The 22,611-nt window shown below is 63.4% G+C and carries 22 protein-coding genes; 5 read left to right on the forward strand and 17 right to left on the reverse strand.

Going from position 1 to position 22,611, the window contains the following annotated elements:
* Nucleotides 1-116: 116 nt before the first annotated feature.
* From FHP89_RS03490 to nosZ, 3 genes are all read right to left on the reverse strand, one after another.
* Complete coding sequence (locus FHP89_RS03490) at nucleotides 117-830, reverse strand: c-type cytochrome (RefSeq protein WP_144176350.1); 714 nt, start codon at nucleotides 828-830, stop codon at nucleotides 117-119.
* A gap of 162 nt (nucleotides 831-992) precedes the next feature.
* The gene (locus tag FHP89_RS03495) at nucleotides 993-1,304 is read right to left on the reverse strand and encodes a c-type cytochrome (protein WP_144176351.1); all 312 of its coding nucleotides are present in this window, start codon (nucleotides 1,302-1,304) and stop codon (nucleotides 993-995) included.
* Nucleotides 1,305-1,386: 82 nt separating this feature from the next.
* Nucleotides 1,387-3,684: a Sec-dependent nitrous-oxide reductase gene (gene nosZ / locus FHP89_RS03500; protein WP_144176352.1), complete on the reverse strand. Its 2,298-nt coding sequence runs from the start codon at nucleotides 3,682-3,684 to the stop codon at nucleotides 1,387-1,389.
* Between the two features lie 218 nt (nucleotides 3,685-3,902).
* Here nosZ and FHP89_RS03505 point away from each other — a divergent pair, with 218 nt between their 5' ends.
* Nucleotides 3,903-4,409 carry a hypothetical protein gene (locus FHP89_RS03505; protein WP_144176353.1) on the forward strand — a complete coding sequence of 169 codons (507 nt, stop codon included), beginning with the start codon at nucleotides 3,903-3,905 and terminating at the stop codon, nucleotides 4,407-4,409.
* Between the two features lie 46 nt (nucleotides 4,410-4,455).
* Nucleotides 4,456-4,929 carry a copper chaperone PCu(A)C gene (locus FHP89_RS03510; RefSeq protein ID WP_144176354.1) on the forward strand — a complete coding sequence of 158 codons (474 nt, stop codon included), beginning with the start codon at nucleotides 4,456-4,458 and terminating at the stop codon, nucleotides 4,927-4,929.
* Nucleotides 4,930-4,938: 9 nt separating this feature from the next.
* Here the strand turns inward: FHP89_RS03510 and gss are convergent, their stop codons facing one another.
* Nucleotides 4,939-6,843 (reverse strand): bifunctional glutathionylspermidine amidase/synthase, encoded by a 1,905-nt coding sequence (gss, locus tag FHP89_RS03515; protein ID WP_144176355.1) that lies wholly within the window; start codon nucleotides 6,841-6,843, stop codon nucleotides 4,939-4,941.
* 192 nt (nucleotides 6,844-7,035) lie between these two features.
* Here gss and FHP89_RS03520 point away from each other — a divergent pair, with 192 nt between their 5' ends.
* The 3 genes from FHP89_RS03520 to FHP89_RS03530 all read left to right on the forward strand — a co-directional run bounded on the left by FHP89_RS03520 (nucleotide 7,036) and on the right by FHP89_RS03530 (nucleotide 12,487).
* Nucleotides 7,036-9,846 carry a putative bifunctional diguanylate cyclase/phosphodiesterase gene (locus FHP89_RS03520; RefSeq protein ID WP_186300263.1) on the forward strand — a complete coding sequence of 937 codons (2,811 nt, stop codon included), beginning with the start codon at nucleotides 7,036-7,038 and terminating at the stop codon, nucleotides 9,844-9,846.
* Between the two features lie 192 nt (nucleotides 9,847-10,038).
* Nucleotides 10,039-11,520: a circularly permuted type 2 ATP-grasp protein gene (locus FHP89_RS03525; protein WP_144176357.1), complete on the forward strand. Its 1,482-nt coding sequence runs from the start codon at nucleotides 10,039-10,041 to the stop codon at nucleotides 11,518-11,520.
* A gap of 4 nt (nucleotides 11,521-11,524) precedes the next feature.
* The gene (locus tag FHP89_RS03530) at nucleotides 11,525-12,487 is read left to right on the forward strand and encodes an alpha-E domain-containing protein (protein WP_144176358.1); all 963 of its coding nucleotides are present in this window, start codon (nucleotides 11,525-11,527) and stop codon (nucleotides 12,485-12,487) included.
* Nucleotides 12,488-12,519: 32 nt separating this feature from the next.
* Here FHP89_RS03530 and ccmI read toward each other — a convergent pair whose 3' ends face one another.
* The 13 genes from ccmI to napG all read right to left on the reverse strand — a co-directional run bounded on the left by ccmI (nucleotide 12,520) and on the right by napG (nucleotide 22,558).
* Nucleotides 12,520-13,761, reverse strand: a complete 1,242-nt coding sequence (gene ccmI / locus FHP89_RS03535; RefSeq protein WP_144176359.1) for a c-type cytochrome biogenesis protein CcmI — start codon at nucleotides 13,759-13,761, stop codon at nucleotides 12,520-12,522.
* Complete coding sequence (locus tag FHP89_RS03540; RefSeq protein WP_144176360.1) at nucleotides 13,758-14,231, reverse strand: cytochrome c-type biogenesis protein; 474 nt, start codon at nucleotides 14,229-14,231, stop codon at nucleotides 13,758-13,760. The genes ccmI and FHP89_RS03540 overlap by 4 nt, the downstream gene beginning before the upstream one ends.
* A 2-nt stretch (nucleotides 14,232-14,233) precedes the next feature.
* Nucleotides 14,234-14,827, reverse strand: coding sequence for a DsbE family thiol:disulfide interchange protein (locus FHP89_RS03545; RefSeq protein ID WP_144176361.1), 594 nt, complete (start codon nucleotides 14,825-14,827; stop codon nucleotides 14,234-14,236).
* Nucleotides 14,828-14,835: 8 nt separating this feature from the next.
* On the reverse strand, nucleotides 14,836-16,809 hold the full coding sequence (locus tag FHP89_RS03550; protein ID WP_144176362.1) for a heme lyase CcmF/NrfE family subunit: 1,974 nt from the start codon (nucleotides 16,807-16,809) through the stop codon (nucleotides 14,836-14,838).
* Nucleotides 16,806-17,252 carry a cytochrome c maturation protein CcmE gene (gene ccmE, locus FHP89_RS03555; protein WP_144176363.1) on the reverse strand — a complete coding sequence of 149 codons (447 nt, stop codon included), beginning with the start codon at nucleotides 17,250-17,252 and terminating at the stop codon, nucleotides 16,806-16,808. The genes FHP89_RS03550 and ccmE overlap by 4 nt, the downstream gene beginning before the upstream one ends.
* Entirely contained in the window at nucleotides 17,249-17,449 is a 201-nt protein-coding gene (gene ccmD / locus FHP89_RS03560; protein WP_144176364.1) for a heme exporter protein CcmD, read from the reverse strand. The genes ccmE and ccmD overlap by 4 nt, the downstream gene beginning before the upstream one ends.
* Nucleotides 17,446-18,207: a heme ABC transporter permease CcmC gene (gene ccmC, locus FHP89_RS03565; protein WP_144176365.1), complete on the reverse strand. Its 762-nt coding sequence runs from the start codon at nucleotides 18,205-18,207 to the stop codon at nucleotides 17,446-17,448. The genes ccmD and ccmC overlap by 4 nt, the downstream gene beginning before the upstream one ends.
* Nucleotides 18,208-18,259: 52 nt before the next feature.
* Complete coding sequence (ccmB, locus tag FHP89_RS03570) at nucleotides 18,260-18,928, reverse strand: heme exporter protein CcmB (protein ID WP_144176366.1); 669 nt, start codon at nucleotides 18,926-18,928, stop codon at nucleotides 18,260-18,262.
* On the reverse strand, nucleotides 18,922-19,548 hold the full coding sequence (ccmA, locus tag FHP89_RS03575; protein WP_144176367.1) for a cytochrome c biogenesis heme-transporting ATPase CcmA: 627 nt from the start codon (nucleotides 19,546-19,548) through the stop codon (nucleotides 18,922-18,924). The genes ccmB and ccmA overlap by 7 nt, the downstream gene beginning before the upstream one ends.
* Before the next feature lie 117 nt (nucleotides 19,549-19,665).
* Complete coding sequence (locus tag FHP89_RS03580) at nucleotides 19,666-20,307, reverse strand: NapC/NirT family cytochrome c (RefSeq protein WP_144176368.1); 642 nt, start codon at nucleotides 20,305-20,307, stop codon at nucleotides 19,666-19,668.
* Between the two features lie 24 nt (nucleotides 20,308-20,331).
* Nucleotides 20,332-20,781: a nitrate reductase cytochrome c-type subunit gene (locus tag FHP89_RS03585; RefSeq protein ID WP_144176369.1), complete on the reverse strand. Its 450-nt coding sequence runs from the start codon at nucleotides 20,779-20,781 to the stop codon at nucleotides 20,332-20,334.
* The gene (gene napH / locus FHP89_RS03590) at nucleotides 20,778-21,701 is read right to left on the reverse strand and encodes a quinol dehydrogenase ferredoxin subunit NapH (RefSeq protein WP_144176370.1); all 924 of its coding nucleotides are present in this window, start codon (nucleotides 21,699-21,701) and stop codon (nucleotides 20,778-20,780) included. Before napH ends, FHP89_RS03585 begins: the two co-directional genes overlap by 4 nt.
* Nucleotides 21,698-22,558, reverse strand: coding sequence for a ferredoxin-type protein NapG (gene napG, locus FHP89_RS03595; protein ID WP_144176371.1), 861 nt, complete (start codon nucleotides 22,556-22,558; stop codon nucleotides 21,698-21,700). The genes napH and napG overlap by 4 nt, the downstream gene beginning before the upstream one ends.
* Between the last annotated feature and the right edge of the window lie 53 nt (nucleotides 22,559-22,611).

Here is a 22,611-nt window from a genome sequence, read left to right on the forward strand (position 1 = left end):
GGGACGGGGTCCGTCCGGGCGCTTTCGGCGCCAATGATTATTGTTGTCGCGCGATCATTCATGTCGCGCTGAACCCCGACACCGCGACCACCGGTCGCGATGTCGGGAATGTAGCATTACTTACACATGCTGCCCGGCATCTTCAGGCTGGACTGGTAAGCCGAAATCGCCACCAGATCCTTGTCCGAATACTTGGAGATGATTTTCACCATGTCCGGGTTGGCATTGCGGCGGTGACCGTCGCGAATTTCGGTCATCTGACGCAGCAGGTAGGCATAGTGCTGACCGGCGATCACCGGGTAGAACTTGTCCTTCACGCCCTCGCCGTTTTCGCCATGGCATTCCTGGCACTCTTTCTTGTACAGGGTGCGGCCCTTGGCGATCTGCAGCATCTTGTCGGCTTCGTCGTACTTGCCATGATCGACCGGCACGCACAGGCTTTCAATGTAGGCGGAGACGTCGGCCAGGTCCTGCGCGTCGGTCATGGTTGCGGCAAACGGATACATGGTCGGGTTGTCACGCAGGCCGGCGCGGATGTCGGCCATCTGCTTGATCAGCACGGTCGAGTGCTGACCGGCCAGCTGCGGGAAGGTGCCGTCCGGACGGCCCGCGCCCGAGGGCAGGTGGCAGGCGCCACAGATCTCGTAGACTTCCTTGCCTTTTTTGACGTCGCCTTTCAGCGTCAGGGCTTCGTTCTTTTCGCCGCCCTCGGCGTTCCAGACATAGCCCTCGCCTTCGATACCGGTTTTCTTCGGTGCGGGGCCGCCGGCCGCCTGCACTGCGCCGACGGCAAATACGGCCAGCGACGCTGCAATCAAAAACTGTTTCATGACTCTCATCCCTCCGAGGAGAATTAGTAATCGCTAAAGTACGCGAACATTCGCAAGCGTACGTTGATACCCATCAAAAACTGCCCGCATGCGCCTGAAAGACAGACACCGTGGATCGGCCCGAAGGCCAATGCACGGTGCGGCACGAACAGCCGGAATCGCTCAGGGTGCCATTTTCGAGATGTAGTCGGCGAGCACCTTGATCTGTGCATCATCGACCAGGTGCATCACACCCTTCATCGCAGCCGTCTGGCCGTTGTTGCGCTTGCCGCTCTTGATGTCGGCCATCTGCGCTTCAAGATAAGCGGCATTCTGACCAGCGATCTTCGGGTAGTTCGGCATCAGGGTTTTCTTGCCGTCGGCGCCATGACAGGCGGCGCAGGTCTTTGATGCGTAAAGCGCGGCGCCATCTTCGGCCAGCGCCGGCGTAGCCATCAGGCCGATCAATGCGGCGAATACTACTGCTTTCTTCATGGGTATTCCCTCTCGTAAATGAAAAACCGGGGAGCAATAAATATCACTCCCCGGTCGGTACCGCTTTGGTTCAGGTCAAGAATTACTCAACCTTCTTGGCGCCATTTTGCTCAAGGTAGGTCTTGGCACGCAGACCGAGGTCGGCGGCTTTCACCTGGTACTGCCACACCTGCTCGGCCCAGAGGTTAGCCTGGTCCCAGTCAGCGCCGCGAGCGGCATCTTCGTGCTTGGCCTTGGCTTCCTTGGTGCGGTTGAGCTGATCGACAGCGTCTTCCATCATGGCAACCACGTCCGGGAAGTCGGTGTAGTTAACACTGGTGATGTAGCCCACAACCTGGTCGATGACGACCTGGGTGTCTGCCACTTTCTTCAGCGTCTTCTTGTAGTCCTCTTCCGTATAGCCAGCACCCGCCAGCGAGGCGTCCTTCTCCGGCTTCCAGCCCTTCGGCTTGACCAGGAGATAGCCCTGCATTTCGAGGTGCAGCGCCGAGCAGAACTCGGTGCAGTAGTACGGATACACACCTTCCTTGTCGGCGGTGAACTTGACGGTGACCGTCTTGCCCGGCTCAACCGACGCATGCACGTTGAAGGTCGAGACGGTGAAGCCGTGGGTCTCGTCCTGCGCACGCTCGAGGTTGGTCAGGTGAACCGTGACTTCGTCACCCTTCTCGACTTCGATGGTTTCCGGCGTGATGTGCGAGCGGATCAGCGTACCGAACACTTCGACCTTGTTGCCATTGCGGACGGTCTTTTCCTGACCGGCACGGACGGCACCCGGGTGCGGCTTGTCGGTGCGGCTATCGGTGCCGACCTTGTAGCGCACAGCAGGCTTCAGCTTGTCGGCCTTGATGGCGACCACATAGTGCGGCTCACCCAGCGGCAGCGGCATGTCGTACAGCAACTGCATCTTGTCGTTGCTGATGTCGATGAGCTGGTGGTTCTGCGGATGCAGCGGGCCCACCGGGTTGAAGCGGTCGATCGACAGCTTGTTGAGGGCCACCAGATACTTGCCCTGCGGCGCCATCGTGTCGCCTTCCATGGTCATCAGGTGACCGATGTTGTAGTGCACGCTGATCTTGTCGAGCACCTTGCCTTCGCAGTAGTTCCACTTGGCAACTTGCGAGTCCACATACAGCGAGGTGTAGGCTACGCAGTTCTTGGCGTCGTACTGGGTGTGCAGGGGGCCAAGGCCGAGTTCGACCTGGGTGTGCAGCGCATCCTTCATGGCGATCACGGGGATGCCGTACGGATCTTTCGATTCGAACTTGCCGGCCTTGATGGCGGCCATGATGTTCTCGAAGCTGTACACCGACACGTGCGTGTCGAGCTTGCCGGAGACGGTGATGAACTTGCCGTCAGGCGTCACGTCGACACCGTGCGGGGACTTGGGCTCGGGCACCAGGAAGAGCACGCCTTCCTTGACTGCCACTTCGATCGGCAGCACGTCGTGGCCGTTGATCTTGGTGGCTTTGCCGGCCTTGACCAGCTCGGCCGCCTTCTTCCAGTTGACCACGTGCATGTAGTCGGTGTCCTTGGCGGAACAACCGGCTTCATACGGCGGACGACCCTTCTCGATACCACCGACATAACGCTCGGAGCAGAAAGAGTTGGTGAAGGACCAGCCCTCGGACGGGCCTTTACCCGCGTCGGACAAATCCTGCGAATACGGCGGCAGCTCGAGCGAGAAGGACTCGTTCGGGACCAGACGGCCTTCGTGACGATCGAACTTCCAGTAGGTCACGCCACCACGATACTTGCTGTTGAACGAGGTCAGCGGCTCGAACTTCTGGTTGGCCAGCGGCGAGGCGTACTGCGCGGCTTCAATCACGTACTCGGTGTTCGGGGTAACGAAGGCGCCACCGTGCTCGGACTTGAAGATCGGGTTGACCACGATCTGCTTGGTTTCGAAGTCACGCAGGTCGATCACGGCGAGGCGCGGGTTGGCCTTGTCGTTGATGAACAGGAACTGACCGTCGTACTGACCTTGCGTCTCGGAAATGGCCGGGTGGTGCGTATCGCCCCAGTTGATTTCCTTGCCGTCGATGTTGCCCTGACGCAGCACGGCCTTCGAGTTCTCGTCGAAGCCATAGCCCTGCCACGGTTCCGGCGTAAACACGGCGATGTACTTGAGGATGCGCATGGACGGAATGCCATACACAATGATCTGGCCAGACTGACCGCCCGAGCTGAACGCGAGGAATTCGTCGCGCTTGCCGGTCGGCACATAGGTTTTGGCCGCAGCCATAAGGTCTTGCTGGGACAGCCCACGGCGCTTCATGACGTCCTGCAGCGACTCGGCGGCAAATGCCGACGAGGTTGCTGCCAGACCGAAGCCAGCCGCAAGCGCCAGTCCAACCGCCTGCTTGATACGGGTTTTCATATTGTTCTCTCCCTGAACAGAAAGCTCGGATAAGGGCACAAACACGCCAATCGTCGCAAAAAAGTACACTGCGATAATTTGCCGCACATGGTGCGCGCATCAGGTTTCCCTAACGTTGATGTTGATCAAGTTATGCGACGAAGTGCCGCACTTATGCTTGAAACCCCCGCCAAATAAGGCGCGGCACGGATCAGGACACCTCCGCTGCCCCCCTTTTCATGACCGAATCCTTGCGCTCCCTGACACCCAAACTGACCGCCCTCGGCGGTGTACTGGCCGCACTGGCAGCCGCCCTCTATGGCTGGCAAGTGTGGACGGCACCGCCCACCGAGGTGTTATTGCCGCGCTCAAGCTGCGACCTCAATGCCGGCGCATGCGCACAAACGCTGCCCACCGGTGCGACGGTGCGCTTCGCCATCGGGCCGCAGCCGATCCCGGTCATGGAAGATCTCGATCTGAAGGCCGACTTCACCGGCAAGACGCCTGACCGCGTGGCCGTCGATCTGAACGGCACCACCATGAAAATGGCGGCCAATCAGCCGCAGCTGCAGCCCGTTGGCAACAACCGCTTTGAAGGCAAGACCGCGCTGTCGGTGTGCATTACCGGTGCCATGCAATGGCAGGCCGTACTGCAGGTCGACTACGGACGCACCCGTTATCTGCTGCCCTTTGTCTTCGACTCGGCGCACAGCGACGACACCGAGCTCGCCAAGCCGCTAAAATAGCCGCGTTTGCGCGACCCGCGCGCCCGCTCCCAACGAGACCTGCCCCATGCGTTGCACCCCACTCCACCTCGCCACCGCACTGCTGGCCCTTGGCCTGCCCGCCCTTGCCCCGGCTGCCGGCATGGCCGATAGCGTGGCGATCGAAGACGCGCATGTCCGCCAGATGCCGCCGGCCGCGCCCAACACCGCCGCGTTTCTGACCGTCATCAACACCGCCGCCACACCGATCCGCCTGACCGGTGCGCGCAGCGAGGTGGCCAACACCGTGGAACTGCACGATCACATCCAGGATGGCGACATCCTGCGCATGCGCCGTATCGACGGCGTCGACATCCCCGCCGGCAGCCGTGCCGCGCTAGCGCCGGGCGGCAAACATGTGATGCTGATCGGCCTGAAGCAAGCCCTCAAGGCCGGCACCCAGGTGCAGCTCACCCTGCAATTCGCCGATGGCAGCGAGTATCCCCTCAGCGCCCCGGTCACCCCGATCCGCCCCGCCGCCATGCCCGGCATGAAGCACTGAAGACACGACTCAAGCCCGCAGCAAATCAGCGTCCTCCACCACCCGCAGCGGCAGCAGATCGCTGTCGGTGGTGATCACCAGCGACGGATCGACCCGCACACAGGCCCCGCCATAGACGCCGCCGACAGAGAAGGTGCACACCTGCACGTTCAAGCCCCCCAGATGCGGCAGGCCGAAGAAGGCCTGATAGACCTGCGCCTGCTGATCGAAGCGCCCCTCGGTTTCAGTCACCAAGCCGTCATGGGCGTCGAAAATGCTGATATTGCTGCCGCAACGCCCAGCGATCGGTTTGACCACATAGCCCGCCTCGACCGGAAAATCGGCATCCAGCGCAAAGCGCGCGTCGAGCAAATACGGGTGCTTCGGAAACATTGACCACAAAATGGGCAGGATCGCCTTGTTGCTGGGGATCAAGGTCCACAGCGGCTCGAACACCACCACGTCACGGCGCAGCAACACATCCACCAGGCGCGGCGGTTGCGGCGAGCCCTCGCCGGAATTGATCTCGGCCAGCCGTCGCGCGTCGTCTTCGTCGCACTCGGCCCGCAACTGATCCAGCGCGGTCTCCCACGCCCAGGTTTTCCACACCCAGCGGATCGGCTGGCCGTCGGCATCCACCACCTGCCCCTGCGCGTTCCAGCCCAGGCCGGCAACGCCCTTGATCATCTTGCATGGAATACCCGCGGCCTCGATGGCCGACTTCATGTAGCGGGCGTGATAGGTTTCCTCCATGTCGCGGTCGTGCATGATGTGCAGCACATCATCCACCCCGCTCTCCTGCCAGGCCTCGATCAAGCCGTCGAACAGCCCGTCGCCCGGGCACACGCCGTCATCGCAGCCGAAGTGTTCGGCCCAGCGCCCCTGCACCTTGCCCGTTTCCATGTGACAGGATGCCGAATCGGCGTTGTATTCGTAGACTTTGACGCCCCGATCCGACACCGAAAAGTCGAAGCGCCCGGTGATCATCTGGCTGCGCCGACGATCCCATGACACCTTCAGGCGTGGCCACAGCACCGACGGAATATTGAAGTGCGCCAGCAGGCGGTCGTCATGCAGCACCGCCTGGGTCGCGTGCATGAACATGGCGTGCAGCTCGTTCGTCGCCCGGCGCAGTTCGCGCAGCGCGGTGTCGGACACGCGGAAGTAGCGGTACTGATCCGCCTCACGATCCGTCAGCCGATGCCCCCCCATCTTGGCGATGAACGCCGCCTCATCAGGCTGGCGCGCATCCAGCCACGGCGCGCGATGCTGCCCTTGGTTCTCGACCTGCCCGATCTGCAGATTGAACAAACGCCTATCGACCGCTTCATGCGCCACGGCGTGGGTCGCGTCATCGGTCTGCAGCATCCAGCCCAGAATCTTCGCGCCGGGCATCTGCGCGGTGATCCAGTACCCCCCGCCGTCGTCGATCCGCGCCGGCAGCGCGCGCGAATACGATTGACCGTCGGGCCAGCAGTGATGACCCACGTTCTGTTCGATCACGCACACCCGATCGGCGTGCACTTCAACAATCACCGCCACATGCCCGGTCACTTCGAACTCGCCGCCCTCGTCCCAGATCAGCAAACAACCGGGTTCGGGATGCCGCCGGGCACCGTTGTGGAAGGCGTGCAGCGGCAGGCGACGATCGTCCTTCACCACCCGCACCGAGCGCAGCCGGAAGATGTCGTAGGCCATGGGCACGTCGTCGAACACATAGCCCTTGTTGAGATACAGCCAACGCCGGGCCAACTCGACGCACTGCCACTTGTAGCCCATGTACTCGCCATCGAGATAGCTGCGATAGCTGTGGCGGTCGGGGTACTCGGCGCGATCGGCCGACGGATAATGCGAGGAATAGACCGCCACCTCGCCCGCGGCGACCCCCAGAATCGTGCCGAACCGCGCCGGCTCAGGCGCTTGCACATCGCTCATTCAAACCGCTCCCTCATCCCACTGCCCGGCGCAATCGACTTGCCACTATCGCTTTCGACGACACAAAACACCACCGGTTCAGCGCCCTGACCCGCCCCGCGTCTATCACGCATCGCGGGTAAGCAGCTACCATAGCCCGTATCACGGCCCTGTCCACGGGCCATGCTGACGGCACATCACCCGAGGGTCTGGATGCGTCAATACTGCCTGCTGCTGGCCTGCCTGCTCTTGCTGCCCCATGGCGCGGCGCGGGCCGGCTTGGCCACGGCAAGCGACGCTGGCGTGCGCCCCCGGGTACTAAGCATTTTTTTCGGCAACCGTGATGCCCCCTACGAAATCCTGCTTGAAGCGGGGCTGCGCGCAGGGTTTTCCGAGACGAACGAGCAGCCCGGCATCGTGCTTGAAAACGTCTATCTGGACATGGTCGACAGCTATGATCCGGCCCGCGCCAGACTCATCAATCAGGCCCTCAAGCTCAAGCACGCCGCGCGGCCGCCCTTTGATGCGGTGATCCTGAGCGGTTTGCCCAGCAAACAGTTCATGCGCGAGCATGGTCGCTGGTTGAGCGACGGCCCGGTCATCCAGATCGAAAGCGACTTCATCGATATCCCCGCCACCCTCGACGCAGGCCAATTCTCGCTGCGCCAAACCCTGGCCATCGCCGAAACCGCCGTCGATGCACTCGCCATGCGGCCAAACACCCGCACGCTCTGGGTAATCGCCGGGACGGGGCGAAGCGATATCGCGGCGCTCGACGCGGCACGCGCCCAGCTTGCGCCATTGGCCGGCCGTGTCGCCGTGCGCTTCATCACGGTACAGGACGCCGATGCCCTGCTCGCCGAGGTGGCGACCGCCCCCCGCGACACGGCCCTGATCTACCTGCGCGCCTCCCGCGACGGCACGGCGCAGCGGCTCATTCCCGCCACCTTCGGCCGGCAGCTTGCGCGCGCGGCCAGCGTGCCGATGTTCTGTATTTATGAGCCGATTCTGCTGCAAAGCGATTGCGTGGGCGGGCGCGTCTCGGCCGGCCCGCAGACCGGCAAAACGGCGGCCAGCCTGATCCGGCAACAGTTGAGCGGCCGCGACGCCGGACCTGCGGTGCAGTTGCTGCCCGCCCCGGCACGCTACCGGTGGCCGCAACTTCAGCGCTGGCAGATCCGCCGCGCCACGATCCCGGCCGGCGCCGATCTGATCGACTTCACGCCGACCATCTACGAGCGATACAAAAAACAGGTCTGGAGCGGCGTACTGGTCCTCTGCCTGCTGGCCGCCGCGCTGGTCGGGCTGATGTGGGCGCTGGGTCAGTACCGCAAGCAGCGCGACACGCTCGCGGAGTTCGAGCAACGCTGGCATCTGGCGCTGGACAACGCCGGCCAAGGGGTCTGGGATCTCGACCTACGCAGTGGCGAGGCCTTCTATGCGCCGGGCTGGCGGGCCATCCTCGGCCTTGAGGCCAGCGCAAACGCCCCCCAGATCCGCGAAGCGCACATTCACCCGGCCGACCAGCAACGGGTCTCCTCGCTGTTGCAGCAGCACCTGTCGGGCCATACGCCGCACTTCGAGAGCGAACATCGCATGGTGCGTGCCGACGACACCACCGTCTGGGTGCGCGAACGCGGCCAGGTGGTGCGTCGTGACAAGCAGGGCGCGCCCCTGCGCTTCATCGCCTGCATGCAGGACATCACCGAGCAGCGCGTCGCCCAGGAACACATCCGCCACATGGCGACCCACGACACCCTCACCGGCCTGCCCAACCGCACCCTGCTGACCGACCGGCTCGATCGCGCCATGAGTCGGGCCCGCCGCATGGGCAACCGGGTGGCGGTCGTGTTTATGGATCTGGACCATTTCAAGACGGTCAATGACACCCTCGGCCACCCGATTGGCGATCTGCTGCTGATCGCCGTTGCGGGCCGGATGATGCCGCACCTGCGTGAAACCGACACCATCAGCCGTCAGGGCGGCGACGAATTCGTGATTTTGCTGCCCGAACTGGCCAGCGCGGCCGACGCGGCGCATGTGTGCGAGAAGCTGCAACGCGAAATGGACGAACCGGTCACCCTCGACGGGCGCTCGCTGCGCATCTCGGTGTCGATGGGGGTGGCCTTGTTCCCCGACGATGGCAACAGTGTCGAAACCCTGCTGCAAAAAGCCGACGTGGCGCTCTATCAGGTCAAGAACGCCGGCCGCGGCGACTACCGCTTCTTCTCCGCCGACATGAACCACGAACTGGAAGACCAGTTCGATCTGGAGTCGCGGATGAGCACCGCCTTGCGCAACGGATACATTCAATGGTGGTATCAGCCGCAGATCGACCTGGCCACCGGCGCGCTGGTCGGCGCCGAAGCGCTGGCGCGGTGGATCGAGCCCGACGGCACGCGCATCGCCCCTGACGCCTTCATTCCGGTCGCCGAAAAATTTGGCCACATTCAAACATTGGGCGCGCTGGCGCTGCGCTCGGCCTGCCGCGAGGCGCTCAAATGGGCGCAGGCCTGCGGGCGGCCCATTCCCGTGGCGGTCAATCTATCGGCCGTGCAGTTTCGTCGCTCCGGACTGACCGAGATGGTGCGCACCATCCTGACCGAGACGGGACTGCCCGCCGAGCACCTGATTCTGGAAATCACCGAATCGGTGCTGATGGAAGACAACATCACCACCCGCGAGAGCCTGGCCGGCATTGCCAGCCTCGGCATCGGGCTGTCGATCGACGACTTTGGCACGGGCTACTCCAGCCTGGCCTATCTGAAGCGCTTCCCGGTCAACCATCTGAAGATCGACCGGGCCTTCGTCGCGGATCTGAACTGCGACCCGGACAGCGACACCATCGTCCGCACCATTGTGCAGCTCGGCCACAACCTGAATCTGCAAGTCGTGGCCGAAGGGGTCGAGTCCGCCGCCCAGGCAGAAAAGCTCCGCCACTATGGTTGCGACATGGTCCAGGGCTATTTTTATCACCGGGCCCTGTCGCCGGAACACTTCTTGCAAGTCCTCCAGCACGCCTGAGATCGGCGCGCCGCCCGGCGGCAGAAACAACCCCGGAAAGTGCGGTCCGTACTAGCTCAAGTGGCGCCCTGTGGGCGTTCTGAGCGCAGGCGTATAGTAGTGAAGTGCCCGCCGTGGAAACGACGGGCGAGGGAAACGCCCCAAACCAGTGCATGCATCAGTCTTGGTATGCACCGTCCTCACGGAGGAGCCATGCCGCAAATCAATTGGAATGACTACGCCTGCGAAGGCCTGTACGACGAGCTTCTGGCCAGTGCGGGCAAACCCCGTCCTGCCGCCCAGGCCGTCTGCGACTACCTGAGCTCGATCGACGCAAAGGAAGTTCGCGATCTGAAAACGGCCGCCGAAGTGGCGATCCAGGTCATGGGCATCACCTTCACCGTGTACTCCGATGGCGACATGATCGACCGCGCCTGGCCCTTCGACATCGTGCCGCGCATCATTCCCAGCCACGAGTGGGAACACGTCGAGGCCGGCCTCAAGCAACGCGTGAAGGCGCTCAACCTGTTCATTGACGACCTCTACAACGAGCAGCGCATCATCAAGGACGGCGTGTTCCCGGCCGAGCTGCTGGAGCAATCCGTCAACTTCCGTCAGCAATGTGTCGGCATCCACCCGCCGGGCGGCATCTGGGCGCACATCTGCGGCTCCGATCTGGTGCGCGACAAGGACGGCACCATCTACGTGCTCGAAGACAACCTGCGCATTCCGTCCGGCGTGTCTTACATGCTCGAGAATCGCAACGTCAGCAAGCGCGTAATGCCCGAACTGTTCCAGACCGGCCGCATCCTGCCCGTTGACGATTATCCGGCGCAGCTGCACGACATGCTCGCCGCGATGTCGCCGCGCAAGATCAACGAGCCGAACATCGTCGTGCTCACGCCCGGCATTTACAACTCGGCCTACTACGAGCACGCCTTCCTGGCGCAGCAAATGGGCGTCGATCTGGTCGAAGGCTCCGACCTCATCGTGGGCTCCGACGACTGCGTGTATATGCGGACCATCGACGGTCTGGTGCATGTGGACGTGATCTACCGGCGGGTCGACGACTTGTTCATCGACCCCGAGGCCTTCAACCCCGAATCGACGCTCGGCGTGCCCGGCGTCATGCGCGCATGGCGCAAGGGCACGGTCGCCCTGTGCAATGCGCCCGGCGCCGGCGTGGCCGACGACAAGGTGGTGTATGCCTATGTGCCAGAGATCATCCGCTACTATCTCGACGCCGAGCCCATCTTGCCGAACGTGCCGAGCTATCTGTGCATGCGTGAGGACGATCGCAACTACGTGCTGGCCAACCTCGACAAGCTGGTGGTCAAGCCGGCCAACGAGTCCGGCGGCTACGGCATGCTCATTGGCCCGCACTCAACCGCCGAAGAGCAAGCCCAGTTTGCCGAACTGATCAAGGCCAACCCGCGCAACTACATGGCCCAGCCCACCCTGGGCCTGTCCGTGACCCCGACGCTCACCGACAGCGCCATCGAGCCGCGACATGTCGATCTGCGCCCCTTCATCCTGTCCTCTGGCACCGACACCTATGTGACCACCGGCGGGCTGACCCGCGTCGCGCTGGTCAAGGGGTCGCTGGTCGTCAACTCCTCGCAAGGTGGCGGCAGCAAGGACACCTGGATCGTCGACACCTCCGGACAGGGACAAGTCCAAGGACAAGGGAGCTGAAAACATGCTGTCACGTGTAGCCGAAAACCTTTACTGGATGGCGCGCTATCTGGAGCGCGCCGAAGACACCGCCCGCCTGGTGCGGGTCAGTCGCCACCTGATGCTCGACTTCCCCGGCACCGCCACCCTCGGCTGGTCATCGCTGATTTCGATCAGCGGCGCGGATGAGATCTTCGACGAGTACTACACCGAGCGGGACGCAGCCAGCGTGCTCACCTTCCTGTGCGCCGACCGCCGCTACAGCGGCTCGGTCCTCGGTGCGCTCTCAGCCGCTCGCGAGAATCTGCGCACCACGCGTGAGGTCATGCCGCGCGAAGTGTGGGAAGAAGTGAACCGGCTGTTTCTCGAATGCAGCGACATCTTCAGCGGCACCATCGATCTGCGCCGTCTTGACGACTTCCTGCGGGTGGTCATCCGCGGCTGCCAGGCGCTGACCGGCATGCTCGACGGCAGTCTGAGCGACACCCCCGCACGCACCTTCTGCGCGGTCGGCGGCTACCTCGAACGCGCCGACATGATCACCCGCATCCTCGACGTGCGTTCGGCCAACCTGCTGCCGCGCACGCCGGACGACCTCACCCCCTTCGAGAACCTGCAGTGGATGAGCGTGCTCAAATCGCTGTCGGCCTATCAGATGTACCGTCAGCATGTGCGCCTGCGGGTGCGCGGCCCCGATGTGGTGCGTTTCATCCTGCTCAACCCGCAGTTCCCGCGCGCCCTGTACCGCTGCCTGAACAATCTTCATCGCAAGCTGTACACCCTGCCCAGGTCAACGCTGGCCTGCCAGCGTGTCACCGAGCTGCTCGGCATGCTGGCGACCGAGGACGCCGCCCATCTGGCCGACTCGCCAGACCGGCTGCACGCCTTTGTCGATGAGTTGCAGCTAGGCTTCAACCGGGTGCACGAAGCGATTCAGGGCACCTGGTTTGCGGGGGTCGACAGTCCGGCGCCCGTCGTGGCCGACTAAACAAAAAACCCGGGTCACCCCGGGTTTTTTTATTATTGCGCCAGCTCGGTCTCGATCAGGAGATTCACCCCGCTGGCGTCTGGCGGCACCGCCAGCACGCTGCTGTCCAGATCGCCGGGGCGCGCCCCGGCATTGCCGCTCTTGGAGACCCGGGCACCGATCTCCACCTTGGCGGGAATCGGGCGATCCCCCGCCATGGAAGGCACCCCGGCAAAATCAAACTGCACGGGCAGATCCGCCACCGTCTTGCGCAAGATCGCGAACGGCATGCCACCGCCCTCGGGCCGGACATAGATGAACACCACGTCGTCCGCCTTGGCCTTCTCGACCAGGGCCGGCGACAACGCCACCGTCCCGGCCAGCGAAATGCCGGCACCCGGCGCGGCCGCAGGCGCAGCTGCCGCCACCGCCGCGGCAGGCGCCATCCCGGCCTTTTGACGTGCCTCGGCGATGCCTTGACGAATGGAGGTCGCCAACTCGCTTTCAGCGGGCAACTGAGCGAGCATGCGCTCCCACTGCGCCGCCGCCTTGGCGAAATCGGACGCCTGGAATGCCGCACTGCCCGACAGCGCCAGCGCCTTGATATTGTCCGGCTCCAGCGACAAGGCCTTGTCGATCAGGCGCGACGGCTCGCCCACCAGCGAACGGTTGTTGCCGGCGGCCAGCGCATCGGCCCAGTCGGCATAGACCTGCGCTTCATCCGGCATGCGCTTGGCCAGCTCGCCATAAGCGGTGGCGGCATCGGCGAAACGGCCCATGGCGCTATACGAGCGGGCCAGCATGAACCAGCCTTCGGCGTTCTCCGGGTCTTGCTTGAGGCGCTCGGCCAGCGTGGCCACCATCTCTTCGACCTGCTCCTGCGTCACCTGATGGGTGTCTTCGCCACCGACCTGAGTCGGGTCCAGCCCATCCAGGCTGCCGATATCGAGATAGATGACGCCCGCAAGCAGCGGGATCAGCAAGGCCGTCGCCATGCCCCAGCCCCGCGCCGGCTTCCCGCTCAAGGTGCCCGAGCGGGTCTCGCCCTCTTCCAGCGCGCGGCGTTCGAGTTCGTCCCGGGTGCGCTGATAGTCAGACTGCGACATATCGCCTGCGGCGACGTCTGCGTCGAGCTCGGCGAGTTGTTCGCGCAGGACCGACAGCGCCGTTTTGGTCTGCAATGCATTGGCGTCGTCGTCAAGCTGGGCGCCAGAGGCGTTGCGGAACAGCGGCACCACCACCATCAACAGGGCCGCCACCACCAGCAGTACGGCAAATACGATGAAGCTAGTCATGCCTGTGTTCCGTTGTTGTCATCTTTTTCAAGCAGGGCGCGCGCTTTGGCGCGCTGCGCTTCGTTCAGCACCGGTGCGCTTTCTTTGTTGCGCCGCGACAGGCGCAGCATCAGCACACCAATACCGACCACGGCCAGCACCAGCGGACCGAGCCACAACAGCAGCGTGCTGCCGCGCATCGGCGGCTCATACAGCACGAAGTCGCCATAGCGGGCCACCATGTAGTCGGCGATCTCGTCTTCGTTTTTGCCGGCACTCAGCTGTTCGCGCACCTGCTCACGCAGATCCACTGCCAGGTCCGCGTCGGACTCGGCGATGGACTGGTTCTGACAGACCAGACAGCGCAGCTTGTGCGACAAGGCCATCACGCGCTCTTCAAGCGCCTGGTCCGCCGCGACGGGCTCTGCCGTCTGGGCGTGCGCAACGAGCGCGAACAAAGACAGCCCGCAGGCCAGAAGGAAACGTCGCATGATCAGGATTCCGCCTTGAGGGCGGCCACTTTGGGCAGGATGGTGTCGCGCAGCGCATCGGGCGTGATCGGGCCGATGTGCTTGTGGCGAATCACGCCTTGCTTGTCGATGAGGAAGGTCTCGGGCACGCCATACACGCCAAAGTCGATGCCGACACGACCATTGATGTCGAGAATGCTCACGTCGTAGGGGTCGCCATGGCTCTGCAGCCAGTCACGGGCGCGCTCGATGGCCATCGGCAACTCGTTCTCGGCCGCCACCTTGCGCATGTCGATACCGCCGTCGCCGCGCACTTCCTTGTAGTTGAGCCCGACCAGAGGCACTTCCTTGCGCTTGGCGAGCGCCACCAGCACCGGATGCTCCTGGCGGCAAGCGACGCACCACGAGGCCCACACATTGAGCAACCACACCTGGCCCTTCATGTCGGCCAGCGCGAGGGTTTGCTCGGGGTTATCCAGGCGCGCGAGGGTGAAATCCGGCGCGGGTTTGTCGATGAGCGGTGAGGGGACTTCCCGCGGATTCAGGCTCAGGCCGAATCCGAGGAAACCCACCAGCAGCAAAAACAGAAACAGGGGAACAAGAAACTTGGCTTTCATAGGACTCTTCAGGCCGTTTGGCGCGCGCCGGCGTCAGGAGCAGTACGTGCCGCCAGCCGGCGATAACGTCGGTCGGCCGCCGCCAATCCGCCACCGAAGGCCATCAGCAAGCAACCGAACCAGATCCAGCTGATAAAGGGCTTGTAATAGAGGCGCACAATCCAGGTCGTGTCGTCGATCATCTCGCCCATCGACGCGTAAATATCGCCAAACAGGCCGATATCCAGCGAGGCCTCGGTCATGGGCATCTGGCGCGCGAGGTAGATCCGTTTTTCGGGCGTGAGCGTCGCGACCGGCTGACCCTCGCGGGTGACTTTCAGCGTCCCTTGGGCTGCCGCATAGTTCGGGCCGGGTGCATCGGTGATGGCGGTCAGCTCGAAGTCGTAGCCGGCCAGCGTGGCGGTGTCACCCACCTGCATTTTCACATCGATGTTGGTCTGCGTGCCATTGACCATGGCGACCCCGATGATGAAGAAGCCGATACCGACGTGGGCGATCCACATGCCCCACCAGGCGCGCGGAATGCCGCTCAGGCGCACACCGGCCGCGGCACCCGGCCGCTCACGCAGACGCTCGACGAGCAGCACGGCATTGACAATCAGCACCCAGGCGGCCAGCGACATGCCGACGATCATGCGCCAGCTCATCGTGCCGGCCATCCACGCGCCGGTCAGCCCGAGCACCACACTGGCGACAAACCACGGCGCCACTTTGCCCAGGACGACGCCGACGTCGTGGCCCTTCCAGCGCAGCAGGGGCCCCATCGCCATCAGCAAGACGACCGGCACCATCAGCGGCAGAAACACCGACTCGAAGTACGGCGGGCCAACAGAGATCTTGCCCAGATTGAGCGCATCGAGGAACAAGGGGTAGAGCGTGCCGAGCAGCACCGAGGTGGCAACCACCGACAGCAATACGTTATTGGCCAGCAACACCGACTCGCGCGACACCAGGGCAAACTTGCCGCCGCCGGCGAGTTTGGGCGCGCGCCAGGCGAAGAGCATCAGCGAGACGCCGATCACCAGCACCAGCAAGCCGAGGATATACATGCCGCGACGCGGGTCGGTGGCGAAGGCATGCACCGAGGTGAGCACGCCCGAGCGGACCAGGAAGGTGCCCAGCAAGGACAACGAGAAGGCGGCGATGGCAAGCAATACCGTCCAGCTGCGGAAGGCGCCGCGCTTTTCAGTCACCGCCAGCGAATGGATCAGCGCCGTGCCGACCAGCCAAGGCATGAAGGAGGCGTTTTCGACCGGGTCCCAGAACCACCAGCCGCCCCAGCCCAGCTCGTAATAGGCCCAGCCCGAGCCCACCGCGATACCCAAGGTGAGGAACACCCAGGCCACGCTGGTCCAGGGGCGCGACCAGCGCGCCCAGGCGACATCCAGCCGGCCGGAGATGAGCGCGGCAATGGCGAAGGCGAAGGCCACCGAGAAGCCGACATAGCCCATGTAGAGCAGCGGCGGATGGATGATCATCCCCGGGTCTTGCAGCAAGGGGTTGAGGTCCTGGCCCTCGGCCACACCCGGCAACAGACGGTTGAAGGGGTTGGACGTAAACAGAATGAAGGAGATGAAGCCGCCGCTGACCAGGCCAAGCACGCCGAGCACGCGGGCGACGAAGATGTCCGGCAGCGTGCGCGAGAACATCGCGACCGCCAGCGTCCACCCCGCCAGGATCAGCCCCCACAGCAGCAAGGAACCCTCATGGCTGCCCCAGACGGCCGTCACGCGGTAATGCACGGGCAGTTTGGTATTGGAGTGCTGGGCAACGTACTCCACTGAAAAATCGTTGGCCACGAAGGCCCAGGTCAAACAGGCAAACGCCAAGGCCATGAAGGCAAACTGCGCCACCGCGGCGGGCCGCGCCACGGCAATCAAGGCGGAGCGATACTGGTGCGCGCCGACCAGCGGCACGACGCCCTGCACCAGCGCGACCAGGAAGGCCAGAATGAGCGCGAAATGTCCGAGTTCTGGAATCATTGCGACACCGTCGCGGCTGTTTTGTGCGCCTGGTCGATGGCGTCCTGCGCTTCGGGCGGCATGTAGTTTTCGTCGTGCTTGGCCAGCACTTCCGTGGCCGAAAACTGGCCGTCAGCCCCCAGCGCGCCCTGCACCACGGCTCCCTTGCCTTCCTTGAACAGGTCGGGCAAGGGGCCCTTGTATGCCACGGGAATCGAACGGGCGGTATCGGTAATGGCGAAGCGCACGGTGATGCCGTCGGCGTCGCGCTTGATCGAGCCGTCCTCGACCATGCCGCCGATACGGAAGGTTCGCCCTTGCGGCGCCTTACCTTCGGCCACCTCGGTCGGCGTATGGAAGAACACCAGGTTCTGCTGGAATGCCGACAACACCAGGGCCACGGCACCGCCAAGCAAGGCGACACCTGCCACCACGAGGATCAGACGTTTCTGTCTGGCTTTCATTCTTGAATCTCCTTGCGCCGCGCGCTGGCCTTCATGGCCTGACGCAGCCGCTGCAACCGATGAACCACTTGCTTCCGACGGCGTAACACCACGACAAGTTCCAGCGCGATTAAAGCAAATGTGACGCCATAGGAACCCCAGACGAAGAACCCGGCCCCACCCATGGACCAGAAATCGGACATCGATTGCCAGTTCATGCCTGCGCCCCCTTGGCATCCAGGACCTCGCCCACCCAATCGGTATGGCGCTCACGCTCGAGAATCAGCGAGCGCACCCGCCACAGCACCACAGCGATCGTATAAGCCCACGAGGCGAGCGCCATCACCAGCATGGCCATCAGCATGGTGGTTGCCATGCTGGGCGCCTTGGTGAGGCTGACCGATGCGCCCTGATGGAGGGTGTTCCACCATTTCACCGAGAAATAGATGATCGGCACATTCACCGCGCCAACCAGCGCGAGAATGGCGCCGGCCTTGTCGGCCCGACGGGGGTCTTCAATCGCGCGGGTCAGGGCCATGAAGCCGAAATACAGAAACAACAGCAGCAACTGCGAGGTCAGCCGCGCATCCCAGACCCAATACGCGCCCCAGGTCGGCCGCCCCCACAGGGCGCCGGTCCACAAGGCGACGAAACAGAACATCGCGCCGGTTGGGGCCAGCGCCTGGGTCATCATGGCCGACAGGCGGGTGTTGAAAACGACCCCGATCGCCGACCAGAAGGCCATGATCAGATAGATGAACATCGACATCCAGGCCGCCGGCACATGAATGAAGATGACCCGATACACCTCGCCCTGTACCGCATCGGTCGGTGCGACAAAAAAGCCGAGATACAGGCCGATCAAGGTGAAGCCCACCGCGGCCGCCGCAAACCAGGGCGCCAGACGCCCCGCGAGCGGATAGAACACGTTCGGTGCGGCGTAACGAAAGAGACTGAAGCGTTGTCCGGATTCCATGGCCTTAGGAAATCAGTAGCTGCGGCAAGACGACCGCAAGTTTTTCGGGGGCCTACTCTACCGCGATTCGCAAGGCGGCGGCACACGCCCACGGCGCCAGCGCCAGCGCCGCCAGCGATCCACCGCCCAGCAGCATCAAATGCGCATTCGCCCCCGTGCCCGACAGGTAAGCATCCACCGCGCCCGCCCCAAAAATCAGGATCGGCACGAACAAGGGCAAGACCAGGAGCGCGAGCAGCATGCCCCCCCCCCTAAGCCCCAGCGTGAGCGCGGCGCCCACCCCGCCCAAAAGCGACAGGATCGGCGTACCGAGCAGCAAGGATAGGATCAGCACCCCGGTTGCGCTTTGCGTCATATCAAACAGCAAGGCCAGTGCCGGCGCGGCAATGACCAAGGGCACGGCGGTGGTCAGCCAGTGCGCCAGCACCTTGGCCAGCACCCACAGCACGGGGGGCTCGGGCGACAGCAGAAGCTGCTCGAGCACGCCGTCCGTGTGGTCCTGCGAAAACACGCGGTGCAGCGACAGCAGCGTTGCCAGCAGCGCGGCGACCCACAACACACCAGGCGCGATGGTCCGCAGCAGATTCGGTTCGGCGCCGACACCAAAAGGGAACAAACAGGCGACGATGGTGAAGAACGACAGGGTCACCAGCACGTCGGCACGATTGCGCCAGGCCAGCAGCAGATCACGGCGCAACACTTCGAGAAAGACGCTCAGCATGCCGACTCCGCAAGATCGACCGTCCGCATCGGCGTGGCAAAGGGGACATCCTGGTGCGTGGTCATCACCACCATGCCACCGCGGGCACAATGGGCGTCGAGCCACTCGGCCAGATCGCGCACGGCCGTGACGTCCAGCGCGGTAAAGGGCTCATCAAGTATCCACAAGGGCACGTTCTCGGACAGATACAGCCGCGCCAGCCCGACGCGACGACGCTGCCCTTGAGACAGCACCTTGGCGGGCAAGTCGCGCTGGGGGCCGAGCCCGATGCGCTCGAGCGCCAGTTCGGACTGGCCGACATCGGCACTCAGACCATGACAGGCGGCCGCGAAGCGCAGGTTTTCAAGCGGACTGAGCAGATCGTTCAGGGCTGCGGCATGGCCCAGATAGAGCGTGTCGCGATGGAAGGCCTCGCGGGCGCGGTCGATACGCGCCCCCTTCCAGCTCACCTGACCGTGCTCGGGCATGCCCAGCCCGCACAGCAAGCGCAGCAGACTGGTCTTGCCAACCCCGTTCGGGCCGGCGATGCGAACCAACTCACCGGGTCGAACGGTCAGGGCGACATCGGCAAACAACATGCGATCGCCGCGCAGGCAGGCGAGTTCAGTGACTTCCAGCATGGCCGCGATTCAATCACATTGGGGCGTAAAAGGATATGTGTGAAATCAAATCGAAGGCGCGAAAAAAAGGGCCGCTTGCGCGGCCCTTTGCCCGATTCGTTTCTTGCTCCGACGGCGTCAGTTCTGAGCGCCGGCCGGCTTTTCTTCCGTCGGATGGAAGACTTCCGGCGCGGCACCGCCCTTGTCGCTGCCGATATCCTGCTCCACGGCCGGCAGCGAGTGGGCAATCCCCTTGTGGCAGTCAATGCAGGTCTTGCCTTCGGAGAAGCCATCCTGGTGCATGCGTGTCGAACGACGCCCCTGGATCGAGTAGTCGAAATACTCGAAGTTGTGGCAGTTCCGGCACTCGCGCGAATCCGTCGCCTTCATCCGCGCCCATTCGTTCTGGGCCAGCTGCAGGCGCTTCCCATTGAACTTCTCGGGCGTATCGACCGTACCAAGGAAGTGATGCCACAGTTCCTTGGAGGCCTGGATCTTGCGGATGATCTTGTGCGTCCAGTCTTTCGGCACATGACAATCCGGACACGTCGCTCGCACACCACTTCGGTTCGAGAAGTGGATCGTGTTGCGATATTCCTGATAGACGTTCGCTTCCATCTCGTGACAGGAGATGCAGAACGCCTCGCGGTTGGTCCATTCCATGGCGGTGTTGAAGCCGCCCCAGAACAGGATGCCCGCCACGAACACCAGCAACACCAGCCCGAGCCCGGCTCCGCGCAGGCGTCCCCAGAGGCCGCCCCTGTTATTGTCGTAGCTCATATCTAGCTCCCTTGAAGCGGTGGATCAGCGCAAGCCTTCGGCTTTCTTGAAGGTGTTATCGACCAGGGTCGGTGCGTCGGTCTGCGGCACGTGACACTGGCTGCAGAAGTAGCGCCGCGGCGAAATGTTCGACAACTCCTTGCCGTCGCGATCCTTGAAGTGCGTCAGGCTGACCTTGGTCGCGCCGGTTTCGCGGTAGCGCGTCCAGGAATGGCAGTCCATGCACTTGTTGAAGTTGATGCTGACTTCATAGCCCTCGACCTTGTGCGGAATCAACGGCGGTTGCTGGACATAGTCCCGCGCTGTTGGCGCATGGTCCTTGGGTACGACATAGCCGCCCGGGTCCAGCTCTGGTGCGGCAACGTCCCGACCCCGAAGGGACTGAACGCTGTCAGCTGCCTGAACGCCGAGAGAAATGCCCAGGCTCATGGTTGCCAGCAAGGCGACTACGAGATTACGGGTCTTGTTTTTCATGACTCGCTCCTATCGAATCGGGTGGTCAATCTAAATACATCCTTGCCGCAAACGTCGATACAACGCCCACAGCTGGTACAGTCTTTGTCAAGAATCAATGGGTGGTCCTGCGCCACCGCCTTCAATGCTGGCCGGATCACCTGCGGTTCCGGACAAACAGCAAAACAGTCCATGCAATCGTCGCACCCGGAGCGCTTGTCTGCCGTGACCCGAATCAACGCCGCCGAGTTCAGCACACCGTAGAACGCGCCCATGGGGCACACATGGCCACACCAGCCACGGCTGGCGAACAGTAAATCGTAGAGAAACACGCTCAGCACGATGCCCCAGGACAGACCGAATCCGAAGATCAGTCCGCGATGCAACATCGACACCGGATTGACCCATTCCCAGGCAATGCTCCCGGTCAGCGCCGAGGCCAGCACGGTCAAACCCAGCAGCCAGTAGCGCGTGTACTCGCTCGGCACCTTGCCGCCCTTGATGCCCAGACGCCGCCGCAACCAGGCCGCCGCGTCGGTCACCATATTTACCGGGCACACCCAGGAACAGAACAGCCGACCGCCAAGCAGCAGATAAAACGCCGCCACAATGCCGCCGCCCAGCAAGGCTTCCTTGTACGGCACCTGCCCCGCGGCAATCGATTGCAGCAACAGATAGGGATCGGTCAGCGGCAACACCCCAAGGGTGAGACTTGATGACAGATTGCCTTTGACAATCCAGAGACCAAACCACGGCCCGAACATGAACAGCGCCAGAATGCCCAACTGCGAAAGTCGGCGCAGCAACAACCACTTGTGCGCCCGCAGCCAGCCCTTGACCTTGACGGCATCAGCGCCCGGGCGCGTCATCACCGATGCACGCGACGCGGACTCGGCCGAAGCCGGCGGCACCGCCGCAGGCGTATGGCTCGCCGTATTCATGGCTTCCACCCCGAATCAATGCCGCCCGGCTTGACCGGCGCGTCAGACGGCGGCACATACCCCGGTGCCACACGCGTATCGCCGTACTTACGATCCTCCAGGCCCCGCATCGGCAACTGGTGCTGCTCGCCGATCAGGGAGCCGCCAGCGGCCTCCTTCTCGACCCAGCCCTTACGGTAGTGCTCGGCCGACTTGCCCTGCGCCAGCTTGTGCGGCAAGACCTTGATCGCTGCCTCCGGCAACACGCAGGAATGCTCGCACTTGCCACAGCCGGTGCAGTGCTCCGAATGGACCGTCGGCAACAACATCGCATGCCGGTCAGAGCGGGGGTTGTGCACCAACTCCAGCGTGATGGCCTGATCGATGACCGGGCAAACGCGATAGCACACATCGCAACGCAGACCGAGGAAGTTAAGACAGGTTTCCTGGTCAATCAGCACCGCCAGCCCCATGCGCGCCTTGCCAATGTCGGTGAGCTCACGATCAAGCGCGCCGGTCGGACAGGCTTTGACACAGGGAATGTCATCGCACATTTCGCAGGGCACTTTGCGCCCTTCGAAAAACGGCGTGCCCGTTGCTACGTTATCGCCCAACTCGGAGAGCTTCAACGTGTCAAAAGGACAATCCCGCACACATAGCCCACAACGCACACAGGCCGCCAGAAAATCCTGCTCTGGCAGCGCGCCAGGTGGCCGGATGGCCTCCGCCGGACGGGCGGAGGCTTCCGCGCCGTAGAGTCCGACGCCCAGGGCCAACATGCACGCCCCACCTGCCGCACCGGCCATTTCCTTGAGGAAACGGCGGCGCGCCTGGCTGGACTTGCTGTTCGCGGATGGACGAGTGTTTTGCGTGCTCATGGTGTGCGGCGTCTCGTGCGAGGCGATGAACTGCCCCGCACGCGACTGCCCTC

The sequence above is a fragment of the Denitromonas ohlonensis genome (assembly GCF_007625205.1).
GTDB lineage: Bacteria > Pseudomonadota > Gammaproteobacteria > Burkholderiales > Rhodocyclaceae > Nitrogeniibacter > Nitrogeniibacter ohlonensis.